The sequence below is a fragment of the Streptomyces sp. NPDC001544 genome (assembly GCF_042894285.1).
Classification (GTDB): Bacteria; Actinomycetota; Actinomycetes; order Streptomycetales; family Streptomycetaceae; genus Streptomyces.
On the sequence record NZ_JBIAVN010000001.1, the window covers coordinates 429,650 to 452,054 of the forward strand.

At 72.6% G+C, this 22,405-nt stretch carries 19 protein-coding genes; 8 read left to right on the forward strand and 11 right to left on the reverse strand.

Translation table 11 applies throughout. The annotated features are described in order from the left end of the window. Positions 1 to 13 precede the first annotated feature (13 nt). Complete coding sequence (locus ACFY0F_RS01910) at positions 14 to 1,534, reverse strand: MFS transporter (protein ID WP_388787401.1); 1,521 nt, start codon at positions 1,532 to 1,534, stop codon at positions 14 to 16. 211 nt (positions 1,535 to 1,745) lie between these two features. Between ACFY0F_RS01910 and ACFY0F_RS01915 the strand changes: the two genes are divergently transcribed. Genes ACFY0F_RS01915 through ACFY0F_RS01935 form a run of 5 tightly spaced genes read left to right on the forward strand, consistent with a single transcriptional unit; the run spans position 1,746 to position 6,349 of the window. Then, entirely contained in the window at positions 1,746 to 2,468 is a 723-nt protein-coding gene (locus ACFY0F_RS01915; RefSeq protein ID WP_388787404.1) for a DsbA family protein, read from the forward strand. 43 nt (positions 2,469 to 2,511) lie between these two features. Further along, positions 2,512 to 3,612, forward strand: a complete 1,101-nt coding sequence (locus tag ACFY0F_RS01920; protein ID WP_388787407.1) for a phenazine antibiotic biosynthesis protein — start codon at positions 2,512 to 2,514, stop codon at positions 3,610 to 3,612. Further along, positions 3,612 to 5,033, forward strand: coding sequence for an aldehyde dehydrogenase family protein (locus ACFY0F_RS01925; protein WP_388787409.1), 1,422 nt, complete (start codon positions 3,612 to 3,614; stop codon positions 5,031 to 5,033). Before ACFY0F_RS01920 ends, ACFY0F_RS01925 begins: the two co-directional genes overlap by 1 nt. Then, positions 5,030 to 6,064, forward strand: coding sequence for a beta-ketoacyl-ACP synthase III (locus tag ACFY0F_RS01930; protein ID WP_388787411.1), 1,035 nt, complete (start codon positions 5,030 to 5,032; stop codon positions 6,062 to 6,064). Before ACFY0F_RS01925 ends, ACFY0F_RS01930 begins: the two co-directional genes overlap by 4 nt. Before the next feature lie 27 nt (positions 6,065 to 6,091). Then, positions 6,092 to 6,349 carry an acyl carrier protein gene (locus tag ACFY0F_RS01935; RefSeq protein WP_388787414.1) on the forward strand — a complete coding sequence of 86 codons (258 nt, stop codon included), beginning with the start codon at positions 6,092 to 6,094 and terminating at the stop codon, positions 6,347 to 6,349. Between the two features lie 143 nt (positions 6,350 to 6,492). Here ACFY0F_RS01935 and ACFY0F_RS01940 read toward each other — a convergent pair whose 3' ends face one another. Next, positions 6,493 to 7,185 (reverse strand): SDR family NAD(P)-dependent oxidoreductase, encoded by a 693-nt coding sequence (locus ACFY0F_RS01940; protein WP_388787417.1) that lies wholly within the window; start codon positions 7,183 to 7,185, stop codon positions 6,493 to 6,495. Between the two features lie 243 nt (positions 7,186 to 7,428). On the opposite strand from ACFY0F_RS01940, the gene ACFY0F_RS01945 reads away from it, so the two are divergent. After that, entirely contained in the window at positions 7,429 to 7,908 is a 480-nt protein-coding gene (locus tag ACFY0F_RS01945) for an AtaL-like protein (RefSeq protein WP_388787420.1), read from the forward strand. Between the two features lie 65 nt (positions 7,909 to 7,973). Here the strand turns inward: ACFY0F_RS01945 and ACFY0F_RS01950 are convergent, their stop codons facing one another. From ACFY0F_RS01950 to ACFY0F_RS01970, 5 genes are read right to left on the reverse strand one after another with little or no spacing between them, the layout of a single operon-like run. Beyond that, positions 7,974 to 8,315: a hypothetical protein gene (locus tag ACFY0F_RS01950; protein WP_388789140.1), complete on the reverse strand. Its 342-nt coding sequence runs from the start codon at positions 8,313 to 8,315 to the stop codon at positions 7,974 to 7,976. A 32-nt stretch (positions 8,316 to 8,347) separates the two neighbouring features. After that, a complete protein-coding gene (locus tag ACFY0F_RS01955) occupies positions 8,348 to 10,240 on the reverse strand; it encodes an anthranilate synthase family protein (protein WP_388787423.1) in 1,893 nt (630 codons plus the stop codon). Beyond that, positions 10,237 to 10,917, reverse strand: coding sequence for an isochorismatase family protein (locus tag ACFY0F_RS01960; protein ID WP_388787426.1), 681 nt, complete (start codon positions 10,915 to 10,917; stop codon positions 10,237 to 10,239). Before ACFY0F_RS01960 ends, ACFY0F_RS01955 begins: the two co-directional genes overlap by 4 nt. Positions 10,918 to 10,961: 44 nt before the next feature. Beyond that, positions 10,962 to 11,732, reverse strand: coding sequence for a 2,3-dihydro-2,3-dihydroxybenzoate dehydrogenase (locus ACFY0F_RS01965; RefSeq protein WP_388787428.1), 771 nt, complete (start codon positions 11,730 to 11,732; stop codon positions 10,962 to 10,964). A gap of 41 nt (positions 11,733 to 11,773) precedes the next feature. Next, positions 11,774 to 12,943 carry a 3-deoxy-7-phosphoheptulonate synthase gene (locus ACFY0F_RS01970; RefSeq protein WP_388787431.1) on the reverse strand — a complete coding sequence of 390 codons (1,170 nt, stop codon included), beginning with the start codon at positions 12,941 to 12,943 and terminating at the stop codon, positions 11,774 to 11,776. A gap of 288 nt (positions 12,944 to 13,231) precedes the next feature. On the opposite strand from ACFY0F_RS01970, the gene ACFY0F_RS01975 reads away from it, so the two are divergent. Next, positions 13,232 to 14,212: a transaldolase family protein gene (locus ACFY0F_RS01975; protein ID WP_388787434.1), complete on the forward strand. Its 981-nt coding sequence runs from the start codon at positions 13,232 to 13,234 to the stop codon at positions 14,210 to 14,212. 133 nt (positions 14,213 to 14,345) lie between these two features. Here the strand turns inward: ACFY0F_RS01975 and pabB are convergent, their stop codons facing one another. Both pabB and ACFY0F_RS01985 read right to left on the reverse strand, forming a co-directional pair. Then, entirely contained in the window at positions 14,346 to 16,487 is a 2,142-nt protein-coding gene (gene pabB / locus ACFY0F_RS01980) for an aminodeoxychorismate synthase component I (protein WP_388787436.1), read from the reverse strand. 62 nt (positions 16,488 to 16,549) lie between these two features. Next, a complete protein-coding gene (locus tag ACFY0F_RS01985) occupies positions 16,550 to 17,311 on the reverse strand; it encodes a methyltransferase domain-containing protein (protein WP_388787439.1) in 762 nt (253 codons plus the stop codon). 307 nt (positions 17,312 to 17,618) lie between these two features. On the opposite strand from ACFY0F_RS01985, the gene ACFY0F_RS01990 reads away from it, so the two are divergent. Beyond that, complete coding sequence (locus ACFY0F_RS01990; RefSeq protein WP_388787442.1) at positions 17,619 to 19,526, forward strand: helix-turn-helix domain-containing protein; 1,908 nt, start codon at positions 17,619 to 17,621, stop codon at positions 19,524 to 19,526. Between the two features lie 2 nt (positions 19,527 to 19,528). Here the strand turns inward: ACFY0F_RS01990 and ACFY0F_RS01995 are convergent, their stop codons facing one another. Both ACFY0F_RS01995 and ACFY0F_RS02000 read right to left on the reverse strand, forming a co-directional pair. Next, entirely contained in the window at positions 19,529 to 20,707 is a 1,179-nt protein-coding gene (locus ACFY0F_RS01995; RefSeq protein ID WP_388787445.1) for an IS701 family transposase, read from the reverse strand. A 227-nt stretch (positions 20,708 to 20,934) separates the two neighbouring features. Further along, the gene (locus ACFY0F_RS02000) at positions 20,935 to 22,362 is read right to left on the reverse strand and encodes an MFS transporter (protein ID WP_388787447.1); all 1,428 of its coding nucleotides are present in this window, start codon (positions 22,360 to 22,362) and stop codon (positions 20,935 to 20,937) included. Positions 22,363 to 22,405: the final 43 nt, after the last annotated feature.

The window sequence follows — 22,405 nt, forward strand, 5'->3', positions numbered from 1 at the left end:
CCGGACGTGTACGTCAGGCGGTCCGGCGCGGTGCGCGGCCCAGGCAGAACCAGACGAGGGCGGCCGCGAGGGCGGTGACGAGGGTGTCGACACCGAGGGCGAGGCGGACGCCGGACAGGACGGCCTCGTCGTAGGGGTGCGAGGCGGTCAGGGCGTGGATGCGGCCGCTGGCGACCGCGCTCATCACGGGGGTGCCCATCGCCAGGGCCACCTGCTGGGTCATGGTGGTGAGGCCGGTGGCGAGGCCCTGCTCGTCGTCCGGCAGGTTGGAGGTGCCCGTGACCATGTACGCCACCACGCCCATGACGTGACCGAACGCACCCGCGGTCAGCACGGCGAGGACCGGCACGACCCCGCCCTGGGCGCCGGTGGACACGAACACGCCGAGTGGGCCGACGAGCTGGACGACGAGCCCGGCCACCAGGGTGCGACGGCCGCCGTACCGGCCGATGATCCGGGGAGCCAGGGCGCCGCCGAGGAAGGCCGAGACGCCGAGCACCGAGAAGGCGAGGCCGGTGGCGAGCGGCGAGTAGCCGAGGACCTCCTGCAGGTACAGGGTGACCAGGAAGATCACGGCGGTCTGCAGGGTGATGAGGGCGAAACCGCCGAGGTTGCCCCAGCGGACGGTGGGCGTGCGCAGGATGCGCACCGAGGCGAGCGGGGCGTCGGCGCGCAGCTCGACACGCCAGAACGCGCCCAGCAGGACGGCACCGGTGGCGACGCAGCCGAGCACCAGCGGGCTGCCCCAGCCCAGGTCGGGACTGCGTGAGACGCCGTAGACCAGGGCGAGCAGCCCGAGGCTCACGGTGGCCGCGCCGGGCACGTCCATCCGGGAGCGCTCGGCCGCCCGGCTCTCCTTCAGCAGCACCGGGGACAGTACGACGATGGCGAGACCGACCGGCACGTTGACCAGGAACGACCAGCGCCAGCTCAGCAGCCCGGTGAGCAGCCCGCCGGCCACCGCGCCGACGGTGAAGCCGAGCGAGATCATGGTGCCGTTCACACCGAGCGCCCTGGCCCGCAGCGGGCCCTCGGGGAACGACGTGGTCATGAGCGCGAGCGCCGCCGGTGTGGCCATGGCCGTGGCGATGCCCTGGGCGACGCGGGCGGCGATCAGGACGGCCGGACTCTGCGCGGCGGCTCCCAGCACGGACGACGCCACGAGCAGCGCCACACCGGTGACGAACACCAGGCGCCGCCCGTACAGATCGGCGATCCGCCCGAACAGCAGCGTGAAACCGGCGGAGGTGAGCGCGAACGCGGTGGTGATCCAGTGCAGGTCTCCGACGGCGAAGCCGAGGCCCGAACCGATCACCGGGATCGCGACGTTGAGCAGCGGCAGGTCCGCGGCGAGCAGGAAGGTGGAGCTGAGCAGCAGTACCAGAACGGCCCGCTGACGGCTCGTCATGCGGAGTGCCGCCGGGGAACGCGCGGGGCCGCCGGCGCCCTTCTCGCGCACCTCCGGTTTCCCGCGCTCCTCCGGGGAGACGGGAGCGGAACGCGGCCGGCGCGCCGAATCGTCCAGCACGGACATGATGAACACCCTTTCGTGCGAGTGTGCGTCATGCTCCGTGAGCAGGCAAAGGGGAGTCGATCGCGGGCGGTCGACTTCGTCAGGTGGGGGGCGCGCGTCTGACGAAGTCCGCGGCGCCTGACAAAGTCCTCCCGGCGATCTTCGGACGCGGAGACGGCCGTGCACAGAATCGGGCCGAATCACCCGTCCCGCACGCGCCGGAGGATGCTGCATGACCGCGCAGGCCGAACCCCAGCCCCTGTACTCGCCCGACCCGGCCGTCGTGACCGTCTGGTCGGACATCGGCTGCCCCTGGGCGACCCTGGCCCTGCACACGCTGCACGCCGCCGCCCGCGCTCGGGGCCGGCGGATCCTCGTCGACCACCGGGTCTTCCCGCTGGAGCTGTTCAACGCGCAGTCCACGCCCAAGCCGATCATCGACGCCGAGACGGTGGCGATCGGCGCCAAGGTGCCCGAGCTGGGCTGGCGGCTGTGGCCCGGGCCCGACTGGAGCTACCCGGTGACCACGCTGCCCGCCCTGGAGGCGGTGCAGGCGGCGAAGGCGCCCGAGGTGGGCGGCTTGCCGGCGAGCGACGAACTGGACAGCGCGCTGCGGCACGCCTTCTACGCGCAGGGCCGGTGCATCAGCGTCCCTTCCGAGATCCTCGCCGTCGCCGCCGACTGCCCGCTGGTGGACGAGGCGGCGCTCGCCGACGCCCTGGAGCGGGGCACGGCCCGGGCCGCCGTCCACCGTGACTTCGCCGTCGCGCGCGGCCCGCGGGTGCAGGGCAGTCCGCACCTGTTCACCGCCGGCGGTACGGACGTGCACAACCCGGGGGCCGACTTCACCTGGACGGGTGACCCGAACGCGGGCGGATTCCCGCACTTCCGCTCCTACACGCCCGACTGGGCCGGTGACCTGCTCGACAAGCTGCCCGAACCGACGGCCGTTTGATCCGCTCGATCCGCGTTTCCCATCCCTGGAAGGGAGCCCGCAGTTGTCCGCCGCAGACCCCATTCTCGAACTGCCGTACGGCGTTTCCCCGGATCCGGACGCGTTCCTCCAAGCCGCCGTCCGCTGGCACTTCTCCGAGGAGACCGGTTCCCGGTTCTGGCTGGAACGCGCCGATCGGCTGGAGTTCGACCCCCTCACCGACATCCGCACCTTCGACGACCTGAAACTGTTCCCGAACGTCGCGAACGAACTGCGTGACGTGCGCGCCGAGGACCTGATCCCGCACGGCTACGGACCTCGACCCCCCCAGGTCGTCGGCGTCTTCGACAGCGGCGGCACCACCGGGGCGCCCAAGCGCGTCGTCATGCTGCAGGAGTGGCTGGACCTGCTGCTTGCGCACAGCAACGCCCAGCTCGACGCGCACGGCGTGCCGCGCGACGTCAACTGGCTGCTGGCGATCCCGTCCGGGCCGCACATGGTCGGCGCGTCCTTCCAGCAACTGGTGTCCGGACGCGGCGGGTTCTCCTTCTGCGTCGACGTCGACCCGCGCTGGGTGAAGAAGATCATCGCCCGTGGCGACCGGACCGAGGCCGACCTGTACACCGAGCACCTGGTCGACCAGCTCCAGCACCCGCTGCGTTCCCAGGACATCGGCGTCCTCATGCTCACCCCGCCGGTCCTGGAGCGGCTGTGCCGCCGCGACGAACTCGTCGACCTGGTGCGCAAGAAGGTGAAGGCCATCATGTGGGTCGGCACACAGCTCGACCCGGACACCCGGCACCTGTACCGGACGGAGCTGTTCCCCGACGCCGTCCTGTGCAGCGGCTTCGGCAACACGATGACCCTCGGCCACGTCAGCGAGCGGCCCGGCCTGACCGACGACGAGCCGTGCGTCTACGACCCCTTCTCGCCGTACATGACGTACAACGTCATCGACCTGGAGGCGCGCCGACCCGTCGAGTACGGCGAGCGCGGGCGGGTCGTCATGCACTACGTCGGCAAGAGCCTGTTCCTGCCCAACAACGTCGAACGCGACACCGCCCTGCGTATCCGCCCGCTGCCCGGCCAGGTCGGCGACTCGGTGGCGGACATCGCACCCGTGCGCGAGTTCGACGACGAGAAGGTCATCGAGGGGGTGTACTGATGACCGCGCCCCATCCGGAGGAACTCGTCCTGGACGCGCTGGGCCCCTCCGGCCCCTACCGCACCCGCCGCCGTGAGACCGTCACCGACACCACGGGGGAGCCCGTCGCCGAACTCTGCCTCGTACCCGGCCTGTTCGTGACCCGGACGCTGGCCGCACTGCGCGCGGCGGCGCCCCCGTCGCGCGAGGAGCGCCTCGCCGCTCTCACCCGCGCCGCCCGCGTCTTCCGCGAGGACACCGTGCACGGCCTGTCGTACGACGAGTACGAGCGGACCGTGGCCCGGGTCTCCGGCATCCCGCTGCCCGCCGTACGGTCCGCCGCCGACGAGATCGCGGACTCGGCGCGGCGCCCCCTGGCCGGCTCCTACGGCGCGCTGCCCGGCGGCGCGGTGTTCGACTGGGGGGACCCGCGCACCCGCACCGGGGCCGCGGTGTGGACCCGGCGCGGCGAGGTCCTCGCGGTGGGCGCGGCCGGCAACCACCCGGCGCCGCACGCCCTGTGGCTGGAGGCGCTGGCCCTCGGCTACCGGGTGGCCGTACGGCCCTCGCGCCGGGAGCCCTTCACCCCCCACCGCCTGGTCGCGGCGCTGCGCGCGGCCGGCTTCGGCGACGACCACGTGGCGCTGCTGCCCACCGACCACGCGGGCGCCGACGAAGTGCTGCGCGGCGCCGACCTGTCCCTCGTGTACGGCGGCGACGACATCGTGCACAAGTACGCCGCCGACCCCACCGTGCTCGTCCAGGGACCGGGCCGGACCAAGGTGCTGATCACCGAGGGCGCCGACTGGCGGGCGCACCTGGACACCCTCGTCGACTCGATCGCCCACCACGGCGGCGTCAAGTGCGTCAACGCCACCGCGGTCCTGGTCGAGGGCGATCCCGCCCCGGTGGCCCGCGCCGTCGCCGAACGGCTCGCCGCGCTGCCGAGCCTGCCCGCCGACGACGAGAAGGCCGTCCTGCCGGTGCAGCCGGTGGAGCGGGCCCGCGCCCTGGAGCGGCACCTGCTGGAGCGCGCCCGGGGCACCACGGCCCACCTCGGCGGCGACGGCGTCGTGGAGGAACTCTCCGTCGGCGGCGCGGTGCTGCGCCCGGCCGTGTTCGAGGTGCCGCACCTGGCAGGCGGCTGGCACACCACCGAACTGCCCTTCCCCTGCGTGTGGGTGGCGCCCTGGAGCCGCTCGGACGGCACGGCGCCGCTGCGCGAGTCGCTCGTCGTGGGCGTGCTCGCCGGCGACTCGCGGCGGGACCTGGAGCTGATGGACGCACTGGTCGCCGAACCCACGATCGCCAACGTCCACGTGGGCGATCACCCCACCCACTGGATGGACCGCGGAGTGCCGCACGACGGCTACCTCGGCGAGTTCCTGATGCGGACGAAGACCGTCATACGCGGCTGCGTGAAGGGCTACACATCGCCATGACCATCCCACAACGGCCGGAGGCCGATCCGGCGCGCCGGGCCGCCGTCCTCACCGGACTCGGCACGTTCCTGCCACCGCGCGCCGTGAGCAACGAGGAACTGTCCGAGCACCTCGACACCAGCGACGAGTGGATCCGCACCCGCACCGGCATCCGCCGGCGGTACTGGGCCGACCCCGGCACCGCCACCGGCGACCTCGCCGTGGAGGCGGGCGCCCGCGCGCTGAAGTCGGCGGGTGTGACCGGTGCCGACGCCGTCGTCCTGGCCACGACCACACCGGACCACCCCTGTCCGGCGACCGCGCCCTGGGTCGCCGCCCGGCTGGAGCTCGGTCCGGTGGCGGCCTATGACGTCGCCGCGGTGTGCGCCGGGTTCGTCTACGCCCTCGCGAGCGCCACCGGGCTCATCCTGTCCGGTGTCGCCGAGCGGGTCCTCGTCATCGGCGCCGAGACGTACTCCGGCATCCTCGACCCCACCGACCGCAACACCGCGGTGATCTTCGGGGACGGGGCCGGAGCGGTCGTCCTGGAAGCCGGCCGGGCCGACGCCCCGGGCGCGTTGCTCGGCTTCGACCTCGGCAGCGACGGTTCGCAAGCCGACCTGATCGCCGTCCCGGGCGGGGGCTCCCGGCAGCGTTCCGGGGGCAACCCGCCCGACCCGGCGACGAGTTGGTTCACCATGCAGGGCAAGAAGGTCTTCGCCCGTGCCGTGGCCGCCATGGGCGGCTCCTCGGCCGCCGTGCTGGAGCGCGTCGGCTGGCCCCGTGAATCCGTCGACCGTCTCGTCGGCCACCAGGCCAACGTGCGCATCCTGCACGCCGTCGCCGACCGGCTCGGCATCGACCGCGAGCGGGCCGTCGTCAACCTCGACCGCGTCGGCAACACCTCCGCGGCGTCCATCCCGCTGGCCCTCGCCGACGCGGTCGCCGACGGCGGCCTCCGGACGGGCGAGCGCGTCCTGCTCACCGCCTTCGGCGGCGGACTGGCCTGGGGCTCCGCGGCCCTGGTCTGGCCCGATGTCCAACCCTGCTGACCCTTGCCCACGGAAAGGCTGAAACCCATGACCGTCCTTGCCCACAGCGCGATCGCCGAGCACATCACCGAGATCATGGCCGAGAAGTTCCGGGTCCCCGCGAGCACCGTCGACGTCACGGCCGAGTTCGCCACGATGGAACTCGACTCGCTCGACCTCGTGGAGCTCGCCGTGATCCTCTCCGACAAGTACGGAGTGGCCCTCGAGGACACCGAGATAGAGGAGGCCGGAACCATCGAGAACACCGTCGCACTGCTGCGGGACAAGGGAGTCCCGCTGAACTGACGACTCGACGAAGGCCGGGGCCCGGGGCGCGGACGGCGCGCTCCGGGCCCCTCGTCGTACGCCGCGAGCGGCCCGGGCCCGGCAGGGCACCGGCATGGCTGTGCCCCGGCCCGCGGGCCGGGGCACAGCCATGCCGGTGAGGCTCAGACGGTCGCCTTGCGGTCCATGACCAGGTCGTGGCCCACGATGTACGACGCCTCGTCCGAGGCCAGCCAGACCACCGTGTCGGCGATCTGCTCGACGCTCGCCCCGCGGCCCAGCGGGCAGGGGCTGATGGCGTTGATGCGGATGCCGCGGTCGGCGTACTCGCGGGCCGCGGTCTGGGTGAGCGCGCTGACCGCCGCCTTGGACGCGGCGTACGCGCCGAGCCCCGGCAGCATTCCCTGGACGCCGATATTGCTCGCGGTGTTGATGATGACGCCGTGTCCCGCTTTCTCCATGTACGCGATTTCATGCTTCATGGCCAGCCAGACACCGGTGAGATTGGCCGTCAGTGTTTCCGCCCAGACCTTTTCGCAGATTTCCGCGACGGGCTGGTTCGGACCGAGTTCGGTGACGTTGTTGAAGGCCACGTCCACCGTGCCGTGCCGGCGTACCACCTCGGTCACGATGTATTCCGCGCCCCTCTCGCCCGTGCCCGACGGGTCTGCCACGACGAGGCTCGCCCTGCCGCCCCGGCTCTCGATCAACTCACAGGTGCCGTCCAGGGTTTCCAGGTGTCGTCCGGCCACCACCACGGTGGCGCCCGCCTCGGCGAAGGCGACGGACGCGGCCCGTCCGATTCCCTCTCCGCCTCCCGTGACGAGGACGATCTGGCCGGCGAAACGTGCCGACATCGGAGTTCTCCTGATTCTTCGGGTGCGATTTCGGGGACTTCCGCGAGGCCGAGGCGCTCTGCGCGCCCCCGCCGTCCGTCACGAGCCTCGCGTTTTCCGGCCGTACCGGCAATGAACCACGGTATTTCCTGTCAGGTCGCCACCCGCAGATGACGAAGTTCCCGTACGCCGATTGCCGCCCACGGAAAGCGCGGCCGACACTGCCCTTCCGGCAGGCACCGCAGCGGACCGAAGGGAATCGATGTGCTGACGATCTCGTGGACCCGGGTCATCGACGGCGTGGACGAGGAGACGGGCCGCGTCCCCACCCGTGCGGGCCTGTGGCAGGCGATGCTCGACAAGGCGGAGAACCCCGTCCGGTACGTGCCCGCCATCACCGCCTCCCGGATCGTGGAGCGGTACGCCGACGGGTTCCTGCGCGAGTCCGAGCGCGGCGAACGCTTCCTCGTCCAGCGGGTGACACCCGACGAGGAGGCCGGCGTCGTCACGTTCCGCAACCTGGACGACACGGACCTCTCACTGATCCGCAACGAGATCGGCACGGACGACCAGGGCCGGCTCACCCTCACGCTGAGCATCACCCTGGACGAGGGCCCGACGGCCGCGGCCCTGTCGCAGAGCGCCTATCTGCGCGACCTGGACTCCGACTTCTGCGGCACGCTGGCGGCGATGACGGCGGTGCTGCGCCGCACGGCCCTGCACGGCGTCCCGGCCCCGCACTGACGACCGCCGCCCGGCAGACCGGCGCGGGGCCGGTCTGCCGGGCGGCGCGGATCCGCCTGGCGGCATCAGGAGGGGGCGCGCTCCAGGGCGAGGCCGTGCCCGGACAGCGCCGCCAGGTCGTGCACGCCCTCGACGGTCGCCTCGACGTCGAACAGCGTGCGCTGCGCCGGCGGCCCGCCGATCAGCTCGGCGGCCCGCGCGGGCAGCGGCCGGGCGGCGGCCTCGGCCGACTCCCACAGCAGCACGGCGCCCCACCGGTTGCCGACCGGGTCCGAGATCCACACCTTCAGCCGCAGCCCCGGTACCCGCGCGAACCGGTCGACGGCCTCCTCCCGCAGGAAGTCCCGCAGCGACGCGATGGTCCGCCCCGTACCGTCGAGCTCCCACCACACGACGGACGCCTTCATGCCGCCGCGCGCCGGCGCCTCGCCCTGCCCACTCATACGAACTGTTCCTCCAGCAGCCCGGTCAGCGCCTCCGCGATGATGCGGACGCCGTCCTCGGTGAGCACCGACTCGGCGTGGAACTGCATCGAGCGGAAGCCCGGCCCGCGCAGCGCGTGCACCTCACCGGTGGCCCGGTCCCGGCTGACCTCGATCATGCCGAGGCCGGGGTGCTCGACCTTGTCGTCCTCGCTGTGCGCGGCGAACGTGTTGTAGAAGCCGACGCGTTCCCGGTGCCCGAACAGGTCGATCTCGCGCTGCACACCCTGGCTGGGGTGCGCACGGCGGACGAGCGGGAAACCGAGCCGGGTGCTGAGCACCTGGTGGCTCAGGCACACCGCGAGGAACGGCTGCCGGCGTGTCAGCAGCGCGTCCACCGCCGACCGCAGATGCGCGATCTTCGGATGGCCGCCGTCGCGCGGGTCCCCCGGTCCCGGACCCATGACGACCAGCTCGGCGCCCTCCGCGGAGTACGGCTCGTCGTAGCGGCGTACGCTCACCTCCGCCCCCATCGCGCGCAGCAGATGGGCGATCATCTCGGTGAAGGTGTCCTCGGCGTCGACCACCAGCACACGGCGCCCCGCCAGCGCCGACACCCGCCGCTCCCTGGCCTCGTCCGCGCTCAGCCAGAACCCGGCGAGCCTGTCGTTGCGCCCGCGCAGCGCGGCCCGCACCTGCGGGTGGTCACCCAGCCGGCGCGGCTCCGGATCGCCCATCACCGTCAGCAGACCGGACGCCTTGGCGCGGGTCTCGGCGACCTCCGACAGCGGGTCGGAGTGGCGCACCAGGGTCGCGCCGACGCCCAGCGACATCCGTCCCCGCGCGTCGATGTCGGCGGTGCGGATCAGGATCGCCGAGTCCAGGGTGCGCCCGCCCTGCTCGTCCCGGCCGATCAGGGCGACGACCCCGCTGTAGTAGCCGCGGCCCCGGGGCTCGTACCGTTTGATCACCTTGCTCGCGCTCTGAAGGGGGGAGCCCGTCACGGTCGGCGCGAACAGGGTCTCGTGCAGCACCTCCCGCGGGTCGCGGGTGGTGCGGCCCTCGATGAAGTACTCGGTGTGCGCGAGCCGCGCCATCTCCTTCAGGTACGGGCCGACGACGGTGCCGCCGGTCTCGCACACCCGGGCCATCATCTTCAGTTCCTCGTCGACGACCATGTACAGCTCGTCGGCCTCCTTGCGGTCGGCGAGGAACTCCATGACGCCGGGCAGGGTGGGACCCGAGTCGGGGTAGCGGTAGGTGCCGCTGATGGGGTTCATCACGGCCCGCCCGCCGGACACGCTGACGTGCCGCTCGGGCGAGGCGCCGACGAGCGTGCGCTCCCCGGTGTGCACGACGAACGTCCAGTACGCGCCCGACTCGCGCTCCAGCAGCCGCCGGAACAGCCGCAGGGCCGCGCCCACCGAGTAGTCGCTGATGTCGGCCGTGAAGGAGCGCTTGATGACGAAGTTGGCGCCCTCGCCGGTGCCGATCTCCTGCTGGATGACACGGCGCACGATGTCGGCGTAGGCGTCGTCGTCCACGTCGAAACCACCGCCCGCCTCCAGCCGGACGGGCGTGTCCGGTATGCGCCGCATCACCTCGGCGACGTCCATCGTGGCCTGGGCCTCGACGGTCATCGCGAGCAGCGGCGTCCCGTCGTCGAACGCCGCGAAGCCGCGCTCGGCGATCTGCCGGTAGGGGATCAGGACCAGGACGTCCTGGCGCGGACCGCCGGCCGGCCCGGCGCCGGGGCCGCTGAGCGGCACGTCGGCCAGGGTGGCGGCCTCGCCCACCTCGCCGAGCAGCACGTCCAACCGGTCGGGGCCGGTGGTGTCGGGCCGATGGACCAGCGCGAACGGGCCGGGCCGCGCGCCGAGAACCTGTGCGAGAAGGTCGGGGGACGTCACGACTCACCTCCGGCGTACGACAGTTCACGCTCCACGGGCAGCGGCAGCGCGGCCAGCAGGTCGTCGGTGACGGCCAGGGACGCGCAGCGGGCGGCGGCGTACTCGAGGGTCATACGGTGGTGACGCCGGCTGAAGTCGGCGACGGCGTCGGCCACCAGGAACGGCTGGATGTCGTGGCTGAACGCGTCCAGGGCCGTCATCAGCACCCCGACGTGCGCGTACACACCGCAGATGACCAACTGGTCGCGGCCGCTGTCCCGCATGCGCCGCAGCAGTTCGGAGCGGTGGAAGGCGCTGTAGCGCCACTTGGTGAACACCCAGTCCCCGTCGGCCGGCCGCACCGGGCCGACGACCTGGCGGTGCTCGGGGCTCGGCGTCATGCCCGGACCCCAGAAGTCCTTCAGCAGTCCGCGCTGCTCGTCGGTCATGCCGCCCGGCTGCGCGGTGTAGGCGACGGGGATGCCGAGGGCGGCACAGCGGTCGCGCAGCCGGGCGGCGTTGCGCACCAGCTGCTCGACGGGCTGCTGCCGTGCGGGGAACGGGGCGAGGAAGTACTTCTGCAGATCGTGCATGAGCAGCACCGCGCGCTCCGGGTCGAGCGTCCAGCGGGCCGTGTTCGCGGGCAGTTCGTCGGCGGTGGGCAGCGGATAGGGGCGGATGGAAGGAATACCTGGCACGGTCGTGCTCCTTGGGTCCGGGACCGGGGGGCGGTGGAAGCGGCTCAGACGCCGAGGGCCGCCCCGCCGTCCACCGTCAGGTCGTGCATGGTGATGTGGGACGCCTTGTCGGACAGCAGGAACGCCACCGCGTTCGCGACGTCCGTGGGACGGGCCAGCTTCCCCAGCGGAATGCCGACCCGGTACGCCTCCGGGACCCCGTCGATGGAGGCCCGCGCACTGCCCTGGTCGCTCCACATGGCCGAGAGCATCGGGGTGTCGGTGGAGCCGGGGGCGACGATGTTGGCGCGGATGCCGAACTTCGCCACCTCCAGGCCGAGGCACTTGGTGAACATGGTCGCGGCGGCCTTGGACGCGGCGTACGCCGACATCTCGGTCCGCGCGGTGCCCGCCGAGTTGGAGGCGATGGTGACGATGGCACCACGCCGTCGGGGCACCATCCGGTTGACCACCGCGCGCGACACGAAGAAGACACCGGTGGTGTTGACGGCGAAGGTGACGCTCCACTCCTCGTCGGTCAGGGCCCGCGCCTCGGCGAGCCGGAGCACGCCGGCCGCGTTGACGAGGTAGTCGATCGGCCCGAGCCTCTCCTCGACATCGGTGACCAGCGCCTCGACCAGCGCGCTGGAGGTGACGTCACCGAGGAAGGCCTGGACGACCTGGTCCCGCTCGGCGGCTTCCTTGACGAGGACGTCGAGCCGGTCGGGGTCGCGGTCGACGGCGGCCACCTTGACGCCCTGCGCCGCGAGCGCCTCCACCACCGCCGTCCCTATGCCCCCGGCCGCACCGGTGACCAGAGCGGTCTTTTCCTGCATGACGGTTGGCTCCTTTTTCGGCCGTGATCGCGGCCGGTCGTTCAGACACGCCAGACGGACGCGACGTCGAATGCCTGACGCGGATTCAGCCGGGGATCGCAGAAACTGGTGTACTTTTCACCGATCTCACCGGCGCAGGAGGCGTCGGTGACGCATTCGTGGACCTCGTCGGGGGTGGTTTCCAAATGGAGTCCGCCGGCCACTCCGCCCGCTGCGGGAACCGCGTCCTGGAATTCCTCCACCTCCCGCACGACGGATTCCACATAACGCGTCTTGAATCCGTGTGCCGTGGTCACCGTGTTGCCGTGCATCGGGTCGCACAGCCAGATCACCGGATGTCCGGCCACGCGCACCGCGCGCACCAGGGCGGGCAGCCGCTCGGCGGCCTTCCCCGCGCCCATGCGCGAGATGAGCGTCAGGCGCCCCGGCTCCCGCTGCGGGTCCAGGCGCGCGCACAGCTCGAGGAGTTCCCCGGGTGTCATCGTCGGCCCGACCTTGACCGCGACCGGGTTGGAGAGCGCGGCCAGGAACGCGACGTGCGCGCCGTCGAGGCGCCGGGTGCGCTCGCCGACCCACGGCCAGTGCGTCGAGGTGAGCAGCAACGAGCCGTCCGGCTCGGAGCGCAGCATGGCCGACTCGTAGTCCAGCAGAAGCGCCTCGTGGCTGGTCCACACGGGCGCCTCGACGCTCGGGGGGCTGCTGTCGCCGACCCAGCCGAGCAGCTCGACCACGTCGGCGGCCGCCTGATAGCCGGTCAGCAGCCGTTTGGGGTCGGGCCGGCGCAGCTCCGGATCGGGCTCCGGGGCGTTCACCATGTGCCCCCGGTACACCGGCAGTTCGACTCCGCCGACGATCTCGTAGGGGCTGGAGCGCGGCTTGCCGAACTGCCCGGCGAGCCGGCCCACACGGATCACGGGGCGGTGCGAGCGGGCCTTCATCAGGCCGGCGAGGACGTCGAGGAGTGCGGTCTTGCGCGCCACGTGGCCGGGCGTCGCCTCGGCCGGATCCTCCGCGCAGTCGCCCGTCTGCACCACCTGCAGTTCACCCGCGGCGGCGCGGGCGAGCAGCGCGCGCAGCGCCGCCACGTCCGCACCGCGCACCAGGGCGGGAGAATCGCGCAATTCCTCGTGGACCTGGAGCAGAACACTCCGGTCGGGCCAGTCCGGTTGTTGGTCTGCGGGCAGTGATTTCCATAGTGCGACTTGCTGCACGTGGCACCTCCAGTGCTCTCACGGTCGCCCGGCATGACTGCGCCGTCGAGTGTGTGAAGTTCCGCCGTGGGATCTCCATCGAAGAAAGGCCACTTCGTCAGGTCGCACATTTTCAGTCAGGTACTGCCGAGGAAATGCGCGAGCAGGTGACGGAGTCGCCGGAGAGGAAAAGAGCCAGGCAATACGGAGTGCGCCGCCACGGCCGTCGCCGACACGCCCGAGGCCGACTTGACAATCTTGCCGGCGGACGCGTGCCGGGTGCTTCGGGGCGTCCTACGCTTGGAACTTATGATCAGCCGAACAGCCAGTGCCATGCTGCACCAGTTGGCAGCCGAAGGGGTCGCGCCGTGGCTGTCGGCCGACGGGGCCGACGGGGGCGCAGACTCCGCCGACTCCGTCGTCGACGTACTGAGCCATCTGGCCCGCCGGCGGCTCGTCGCCGGCGCGGTCCTCGCCGAGGTCCCGTCCGCCACGCTGCACCGGGTCTGCGACGCGCTGCTCCCCGTCTACCTGGACACCGACGGCCGCGACGGGCACGTGTCCGTGACCGCCTGCCGGGGGAGAGGAACCGGTGCCGAGAACCTCGTCGCCGCGGCCCGGGATCTGTACGAGGGGGTCGGCCGCACCAACCTGCTGGTACGTCTGCCCACCGACCCGGCCGGGCTCATGGCGCTGCGCGACTGCCTCGCCCTCGGGATCGGGGTGCACGCCGGCCCCGTGTACTCGGTGGAGCGGTACGGGGAGGTCCTGGACGCCTTCTTCGCGGGCATGGAACGGGCGCTGGCGTCCGGGCTGCCGCTGCAGGAGATCACCTCGGTGGTCTCGGTCCCGGTCGGCCCGCTGGACGCGGCGGTGAACGCACGGCTGGACGCCGTCCGCAACGCCCGGGCGGACACGGCCCGGGACACCGCGGCGGTGGCGACGGCCCGATGTCTGTACGGGATGCGCGAGGACCGCCTCAGCAGCGACTGGTGGCGGGTCATCCGCACGGGCGGCGCCCAGCTCCCGCTGCTGCTCTGGACGGACTCGACACCGGGACAGGTCGCCCCGCTGGTCGGGGCGAACACGGCGCACGTCTTCACGGTCGCCCGGCTGGAAGAGGCCGCCGCCCACGCCCAGTTGGCGGGCGAGGCCCTGATGGGCACGGCCCCCGAGGGAGCCCAGGCCCTGAAGGAGCTGGTGTCGTGGGGCGTGGACATGGACGAGACGACACGCCGACTCGAGGAAGCCACCACCGAGTGCGTGCCGCCGGTACGCACCGAGAGCTGACGGGAGCGGGCCGGTCAGGGGCACGGGACGGGCACGGCGGTGCCGAACGGGCACCGCCGCCGCGGGTCGGAACCCGCGGCGGCGGTTGCCGGTCCTGAGCCCGTAAGGCGTTCGAGGGCGAGGCCGAGGTGGATCAGGCCGACCCGCCCACGCGTTCCCGTCCGGGGAACTCCGCCCCGGTCAACGCGATCAGCGGGCCCGCCTTCACGGCCGTCTCCTCGAACTCCGCCACCGGGTCCGACAGGGCGATGACGGCGCCGCCGACGCCGTAGCGCACGCGGTCCTGTGTGACGACGGCCGTGCGGATGACGATGCTCCAGTCCGCCGCCCCGGTCAGCGACAGATAACCGATGGCCCCGGAGTACACCCCCCGCGCCCCGCCCTCCAGCCGGTCGATGATCCGCATCGTCCGCACCTTGGGCGCCCCGGTCATCGACCCGCCGGGAAACGCCGCCCGGACGCAGTCCACCGCCCCGAGCCCGTCCCGCAGCCGCGCCCGCACCGTGCTCACCAGTTGGTGCACGGTCGCGTACGTCTCCACCCGGAAGATGTCGTCGGCCTCGACCGACCCGGGCACCGCGCACCGCCCCAGGTCGTTGCGGACCAGGTCCACGATCATCAGGTTCTCCGCGCGGTCCTTCTCCTCGGCGCTCAGATCGGCCACCAGTGCCGCGTCCTCGGCCGCCGTCGCGCCCCGCGGCCGGGTGCCCTTGATCGGCTCGGACTCGATCACTCCGTCCGCCCCGACCCGCAGGAACCGCTCGGGCGAGGTGCTCAGCACCTGCGTCCCGCCGAACTGCAGCAGCGCCGCGAAGGGCGCCGGGTGCCCGCGACGCAGCCTGAGGTAGCTCTGCCAGGGGTCGTAACTCCCCTTCACCTCGGCCATGTTGGTGAGGCACACCTCGTACGTCTCCCCGGCGGCGATCTCCTCCTGGCAGGCCGCGACGAGGTCCAGGTACGCCGCCCGGTCGTGCCGCAGCGTGATCAGACCCTCGCCGTCGCCGTCGCCGTCGCCGTCACCGCCGTCCGCCGTACCGCCCGCACGTGCCGGCCCGGCCGGCTCCGGCGGCCGGCCCGCCGCCTCCTCCTCGAGCTTCGCCCGCGCCGCGGCCAGCCAGGCCCGCGCGCCTTCCTCGCTGCCCGCGACACCGTCCTCCGCGAGAGCCAGGAGATACGTCGTCCCGGTGACGTGGTCGAGGACCAGGGCCCGGTCCGCGAACACCGTCACGGCGTCCGGATCCGGCGACCGGTGCACCGCCTCACCGCCGCACTCCGCCTTGAGCTCGTAGCCGAGGTAGCCGACCCACCCGAGCGCGAACGCGAACGGCAGCGCGGGCACCTCGGTCCGCATCCCGCGCAGATCCCGGTCGAGCCAGTCCAGGAAGGGCCCGGCGGACATCTCGGTGCCCGCCGCCGAACGCACGGTCACCGTCCCGCTGGACACGTCCGCGGTCGCCACCCGCGCCAGCGGCCCCGAGGCGTCCCCCATCACGGAGAACCGCCCCCGCCGCTCGTCCGGCCGGCTGCTGTCCAGCCAGAACGCGTGGTCACCGTCCTTGAACAGCACGGCGTACGCGGACTCGTCGTGCCAGCGCGTCGGCATCCGCTCCACCAGCACCCGCAGCCGGCGCACCCGGGGGACCGCGGCCGCCGGTGCCGTGCCCGCGGACCGGTGTGCCCGGCGTGCGCGGCGACGCTGGTAGGGGCGGCTCAACTCGGCGAAGTTCCGCAGCAGTCGCGTCCCGTCACGGGTGCAGATGGACTCGGGGTGGAACTGGATCCCCCACATCGGCCGCGTCCGGTGCCGCAGCCCCATCAGCACGCCGTCCGGCGCCCACGCGGTCGCCTCCAGGCACGGCGGCAGCGCGCTCACCGCGAGCGAGTGGTAGCGCACCACCTCCATCGGGGAGGGCACCCCGGTGAACAGGCCGGTACCGGAGTGCAGCACCGCCGACGTCCGCCCGTGCCGGGGCTCCGGCGCCCGGTGCACGGACGCACCGTGGAGCAGCCCGATCGCCTGGTGCCCGAGGCACACCCCGAGCAGCGGCAGCCGGGACTGCCGCACCAGCTCGGCGGAGATCCCCAGGTCGGCGGCGCGGTGCGGGGTGCCGGGGCCGGGCGAGATCACCACGTTGTCGAAGCCGGCGAGCAGCCCGGCCCGCCACGTCGGGTCGTCGTTCCTGAGGACCTCCGGCTCCCGGCCGTTGACCTCGGTCAGCTGGTGGAAGAGGTTGTACGTGAACGAGTCGTAGTTGTCGATGAGCAGCGTACGCACGTTGGTTCCTCAGGCCCTTCGTCGCTGGTCGTGGAGGTCTTCGAGGTTCTTCGCGGAACTGCTCAGCGGGACTGCGGCACGATCTCGTACAGCAGGTGCTCGACGATGTCGTCGCCGTACTCCGTCTCGCGGACCCGGCGGGCCGCCAGCAGCCGGAGTTCGCGTTCGCACTCGTCCGCCATGCGGTGCAGCGCGGCCACGTCCCCGCGGTCGCTGAAGTGCAGCAGCGCGGAGCCGGTCGCGGTGGTCCGCAGCGGGGCCTGCTCCAGGTAGCGGCGGTGGGTGCGGTAGCCGGGGTCGACGTAGGCCTGTTCGTGCGGTGTCTCGACGGTGAAGTCCTCGGGTGCGAGCACGTAGTTGGAGCTCCAGAAGACCACGTCGAAGCGCTCGTCGGGCGACAGGTCGGCGAACAGGTCGCTGTGCACCGCGCGCATCCGGCCGGTGACCCCGTGCCGCTCGGCGTTGACGGCCGCGTTCGCCACGGCCATCAGGTTCACGTCCGAGGCCACCACCCGCTCGTGACCGGCGAGTGCGGCCAGCGTCGCCACCACCCCGGTGCCGCACCCCACTTCGAGGAACGAGCCGCGCCGCGGTCCGTGCGGCCGGGCGAGGTCCAGGAACTCGATGGCGACCCGGGTGGACGGCGAGTACACCGGTGCGAACACCTCGGGGAACAGGTCCCACTCCCGGTCGCACAGGGTGAACACGCGGGGCCGGTCCGCACGCGTCCGCGAGATGCGGCTGCGGCCGATGGACCGCTCGTAACTGCTGACGGCGGAAGTGTCCGGAGTCGTGACATTCGGTAACAGCTGCGCCTGCGACATTCCATCTCCCCCAGAGTCTGCCGGGGCCGCGCCGTGCGGCCCGCGGTGCCACGACCGCGGCACCTGTTGTCAGACTCGCCGGTGGGGAGCACAGGTCGAAAGGTGCTCAGGCGACACCATCGGTCCCGGGCGGTGGTGCCCGAGTCACCGCCCGTACGGTTTCACCTGCGCGTTGCACCAGGGTTCTGGTTGACCCGGCCGTCGCGCTCAACTTACATTTTGCGAGCGATGTGTTTCGGCCTAGGGGGGAACGAACACGGTGCAGGAAATCCGGACGTCAGACGCATCGAATGCAGGTGCATTCACAATGCTCGAACTGCTCGTCCGGGAAGCCCCCTCCGGCGAGTTCGACAACGTCGTGGCGCAGGCCCGCGCGCAGGGCGCCGGTCCCGAGCGGCTGGCAGAGCTGGAGCAGGCCCGTGACCTCTCCCTGCGGATCCGGGGCCTCTTCGAGCGCCGCCGGCAGCGCGAGGCCGGGCTGATCGCGCTCGTCGACACCGTCCGTGACCTGACCCTGCCGTACTCGCTCGACACCCTGCTGAAGGTGATCGTCCGCCGCACCCGGCTGCTGTTCGGCGTCGACATGTCGTGGGTCGCGTTGTACGAGCCGCAGGAGGACGCGTCGCTGGTGCGGGCCGCGGACGGTCACGCATCCGCCATCACCGTGGGCTTCAGAGTGCCCCTGACGGGCGGGCTCGGGCTGCGGGCGATGAAGGAGACGGGCCCCTTCTCGACGGCCGACTACCTTGCGGATGAAACGTTCACGCATTCCAGAGAGGTCGACGAGGTCGTCCGTGCCGAGGGGCTGCGCGCGATGATGGCGGTCCCGCTCCAGCAGGACGACCAGGTCTTCGGCATCCTGTACGCCTCCGGGCGCTCCGTGCGCCACTTCTCGCCCGACGAGATCTCCCTGATGCTCTCCCTGGCCGACCTCGTGGCCGTCGCCATCGAGAAGGCCCGGCTGCTCGACGGGACCCGCCGTGAGATCGCCGAACTGGCCGAGGGCACCACGCGCGAGCGGGACTCCTCGCTGCTCGCGCAGAAGCTGCGCAGCACCCACAGCCGACTGATCGACCTGGTGCTCGCAGGCGGTGACCTGCAGGTTCTCGCCACGGAGGCAGCCCGGTTACTCGACGGCCCGCTGAGCGTACGCGACCCGGCGGACCGTGAACTCGTGGTGGTGGGCGACTTCCCGGAGACGTCCGCCGCCGACGACCTCGTCGGCGCCTCGCTCGACGCGCACGCCGAACGGCGCCCGGTGCGCTCGCCCGGCGGGCTGTGGGTGGCCCCCGCGATCGCCGGCGAGGAGATGCTCGGCACCCTCTTCCTGAAGCCGCCCGAACAGGCCGAGGAGCACCATGTGCAACTCCTCGGCGTGGTCGCCCAGTGCGTCGCCGTCCTTTTGCTGATGCAACGCAGTGCGGCCGTCGTCGAGGGCCAGGCCCGCGACGAACTGCTGCGGGACCTGATCGGCGGTACGCCGTCGGAGCTGGAGCACGTCGCCGAGCGGGCCCGGCGGCTGGGCCTCGACCTGGACGAGCCCCATGTCGTGGTGGCCGCCCGCCCCGAGGGCGGCATCCAGGGCCGTGCCCTGGTGTGGGCGTCGGCCTACGCGCACCGGCGGGGCGGGCTCAAGAGCGCGGTCGGGGACTGCCTGGTGTTCCTGCTGCCGGGCGGCGACCCCCAGGCCGCGGCGGCAGCGCTTTCCAGGGAACTGACGGCGGTGCTCGACCGGCAGGTGACGGTGGGCACCTCCGGCCCGGCCCAGACCCCCTCCGCCGTGGCCCGGACCTACCAGGAGGCCAAGCGCTGCCTGGACGCCGTGGTGGCCCTCGGCGGCATAGGCAGCACCGCCTCACCGCAGGAACTCGGTTTCCTCGGGCTCCTGTTGTCCGAGAATCCCAACACAAGCGGTTTCATCGGCAACACCATTGGCCCGGTTCTCGACTACGACAATCTGCAGCGCACGGAATTGGCGCGCACTCTGGAGGAGTATTTCGCCGCGGGCGGCAGCCCCACCTACGCCGCGGAGCGACTCCATGTGCATCCCAATACGGTCTCCCGCCGACTGGAACGCATCACGGAACTCCTCGGGGACAAGTGGCAGGAACCGGCGCAGGCGCTGGAGGTGCAGCTCGCCCTGCAGCTCTACCGCACCCGGAGGGTGCTCCAGAGGAACCAGCAGCGCCGGCAGACCGACCGGGCGAGGGGCTGACGTCAGGCGGAGCGCAGCCGGCCGTCCACCGGGGCGAGCCCACCGTCGGTCGGGGCCGCCGTCAGCGCACGTACGGCGTGGGCGGCGGACGCCAGAGTGGTGTGCCGGTGCCAGCCGTTGAAGGACCGGCCCTCGAAGTCGACGAGCCCGACCGGGACGGAGATCCGCTCGAAGTCGGCCTCGGCGCGCAGCGCCAGCTTCGTGAGCCGCAGCAGCGCGCCCACGGGCCCGGCGGTGAGGTTCGTGACCCAGTGCCGCCGGGGCCAGCCGTGCGGATCGTCCCACTCGCCGATCAGCAGCAGCGGCTCCGACGAGGGCGCCAGCCGGACCTGCACGGTCGCCGCCAGGCTGGTCCGGTCGCGGCCGAGGTGCGGGTCGAACCACGTGACCGGCCGGCGCAGGGACCGCACCATCTTCAGCAACTGCTGTGCGGAGACCTCTCGGTCGGTGTCGCCGGGGAGCCGGGACCGGTCGTCGATCACCAGCCTGGTGGCCCCGCTGACCGCCGTCAGCATCGGCAGGCGCTCGGCGGCGAACAGCCGGGCGAGCGCCCTCGCGTCGCAGTCCGGAAGGTCGACGACGACGGGCCGGGGAGTGCCCAGAGCCCACTCGCGCACCTCCATGGCGGTGGCCGCGACACTCTCCGCGTCGGCGCCCTCGGGCTGCTCGCCCCAGGGGCGGCGCAGCCCGAGGGCGGCACCGGCACGCCGACGCTCCTCGTGGCACATCAGCCGCCAGTGCACGGGCGCGCTCATCTCCTCGTTCGCGGCCCAGACGCCCAGCGCCTCCTGGCTGTTGACCACCTGTCCGAGGCTGGGCACGAACCGCCGGGCCACACCCACCGAGTGCCGCCCGGCCTTCGGGATGACCAGCGGCCGCACGACCCAGGCCCGGGGCCGCAGCACCCGCTCCAGGTAACGGCACAGGGCGGCCCGTACCGGTGTCCAGTCCCAGGTGGACGAGGACACGAAGTGATGCAGGCTCTGCTCGGCCGAACCACCCCCGACATGGGCGGCGATGTTGCGCACCGTCTTGCGTCCGTCGGCGGTCAGCAGCCCGTACAGGTACTGCGCCCCCTTGCCCCGCTGGTCGGCACGCGGCAGCGGTGCGAACAGCTCGGCACACAACTCCTCGACGGTGGTGTCCGGCACCTCGTGCTCGAGGTGTCGCACGGCGTTCATGGTTGTCATCTCTCCCAGCACCCCCAAACTCGGCACCCCCGCTATCCGGATCGGAGGGGGTGCCTTCACGGTGCTGCGCGAGAGGCCTGCGACAACAGGTGAGCCGGCCACACACCTGCGCACCGGGGCGCTGGTCCGGCCACCGCGGGTGCGCGGACGGGCCCCGTGAGCAGGCCTGCGCGGGGCGCCGGTACCGCCGCGGGGACTTCACCGGCCGCGGACGGGTCTCATCCCACCCGGCGCGGCAGCCGCAGGCTGAGCAGGCCCGTCAGGACCACTCCGGCCAGCTGCACCAGCAGGGTCGCCACCAGGGCGTCGCGCATGCCGTGGCCGGGGACGAGGGACAGGAACAGGGTGCCCAGGGTGGCCACGCCGAGCGCGAGGGCGGACTGCTGGGTGGTGACCATCACGCCGCCGCCGACCCCGGCCCGGGCGGACGGCACCTCGGACAGCACGATCCGCATGACGACGGGCAGTTGCAGCGCCTGACCCGCGCCGGCGACCGCCGCCCCGGGGAGGAGTTCGACCAGGCCCAGGTCCGGCCAGTCCCGCCAGGCGGCCAGCACGATCAGCACCAGGCCGACCCCCTGGACCAGCGAGCCGAACGTGACGACACGGGCGCCGTGGCGGGCGACCAGACGCGGCCCGGCGAGCGAGACGAAGAGGAACGCCACCGCCATCGGGGCGAGCGCGAGCCCCGCCGGGACCGGGCCGAGGCCCGCGCCGCGCTGCAGAGCGACCGCGATGACGAACATGAACCCGCTGAAACCGATGGAGAACGGCACCATCAGCACCAGCCCGCGGCGCAGCGACCGCAGCGCGAACAGGCTCGGCGGCACCAGCGGCGTACGGCCCTGCCGGTCCGCCCGGCGTTCCACCGCGTAGAACGCCGACGCGACACCGGGGAACGCCGCCAGCGACAGCCACGTCCACAGCGGCCAGCCCGCCGCCCTGCCCTCGGTGAGCGGCACGAGCAGCGTGAGCAGGGACAGCGCGAGCAGGACGGTGCCGACGCCGTCGACCGGCTCGGGCCGCGCCGAGCGGGTCTCCGGGACGGCGCGGGCGGCCAGCACCAGGCCGACGACCACGACGGGCACGTTCACCAGGAACACCGAGCGCCAGCCGCTGCCTGCAATGTCGGCGGCGACCAGGACGCCGCCGAGGATCTGGCCGGCCACCATGGACAGGCCGGCGGTCGCGCCGTACAGGCTCATGGCACGGGCCCGCCGGGGGCCCTCGGTGGCCGCCTGGATGGTGGCGAGCACCTGCGGCAGCATCGCGGCCGCCGACGCGCCCTGCGCGACCCGCGCCGCGACCAGGCTCCAGGCGTCCGGCGACAGCCCGCAGGCCAGCGAGGTCAGGCCGAAGGCGGCCATGCCGCCCAGGAAGAGCCGGCGGCGGCCGAAGAGGTCGCCGAGCCGTCCGCCGAGGACGAGCAGGACGGCGTACGCCACCCCGTACCCGGCGACGACCAGCTCCAGGACGGCCTCGCCCGCGTGCAGGTCCGTACCGATGGTGGGCAGGGCGACGTTCACGATGAAGAAGTCGACGAGGGGCAGGGACGCGCCCAGCAGGACGGTGAGCAGTCCGAGCGGGCCGAGCGCGGGTGGCGCCGCCGGTGCGCGGACGGTGGGCGTGGTGACGGTTTCGGTCATGGTGCGAGCCTGCGCCCGCGCCCAGACTGGTACCAGAGTCTTC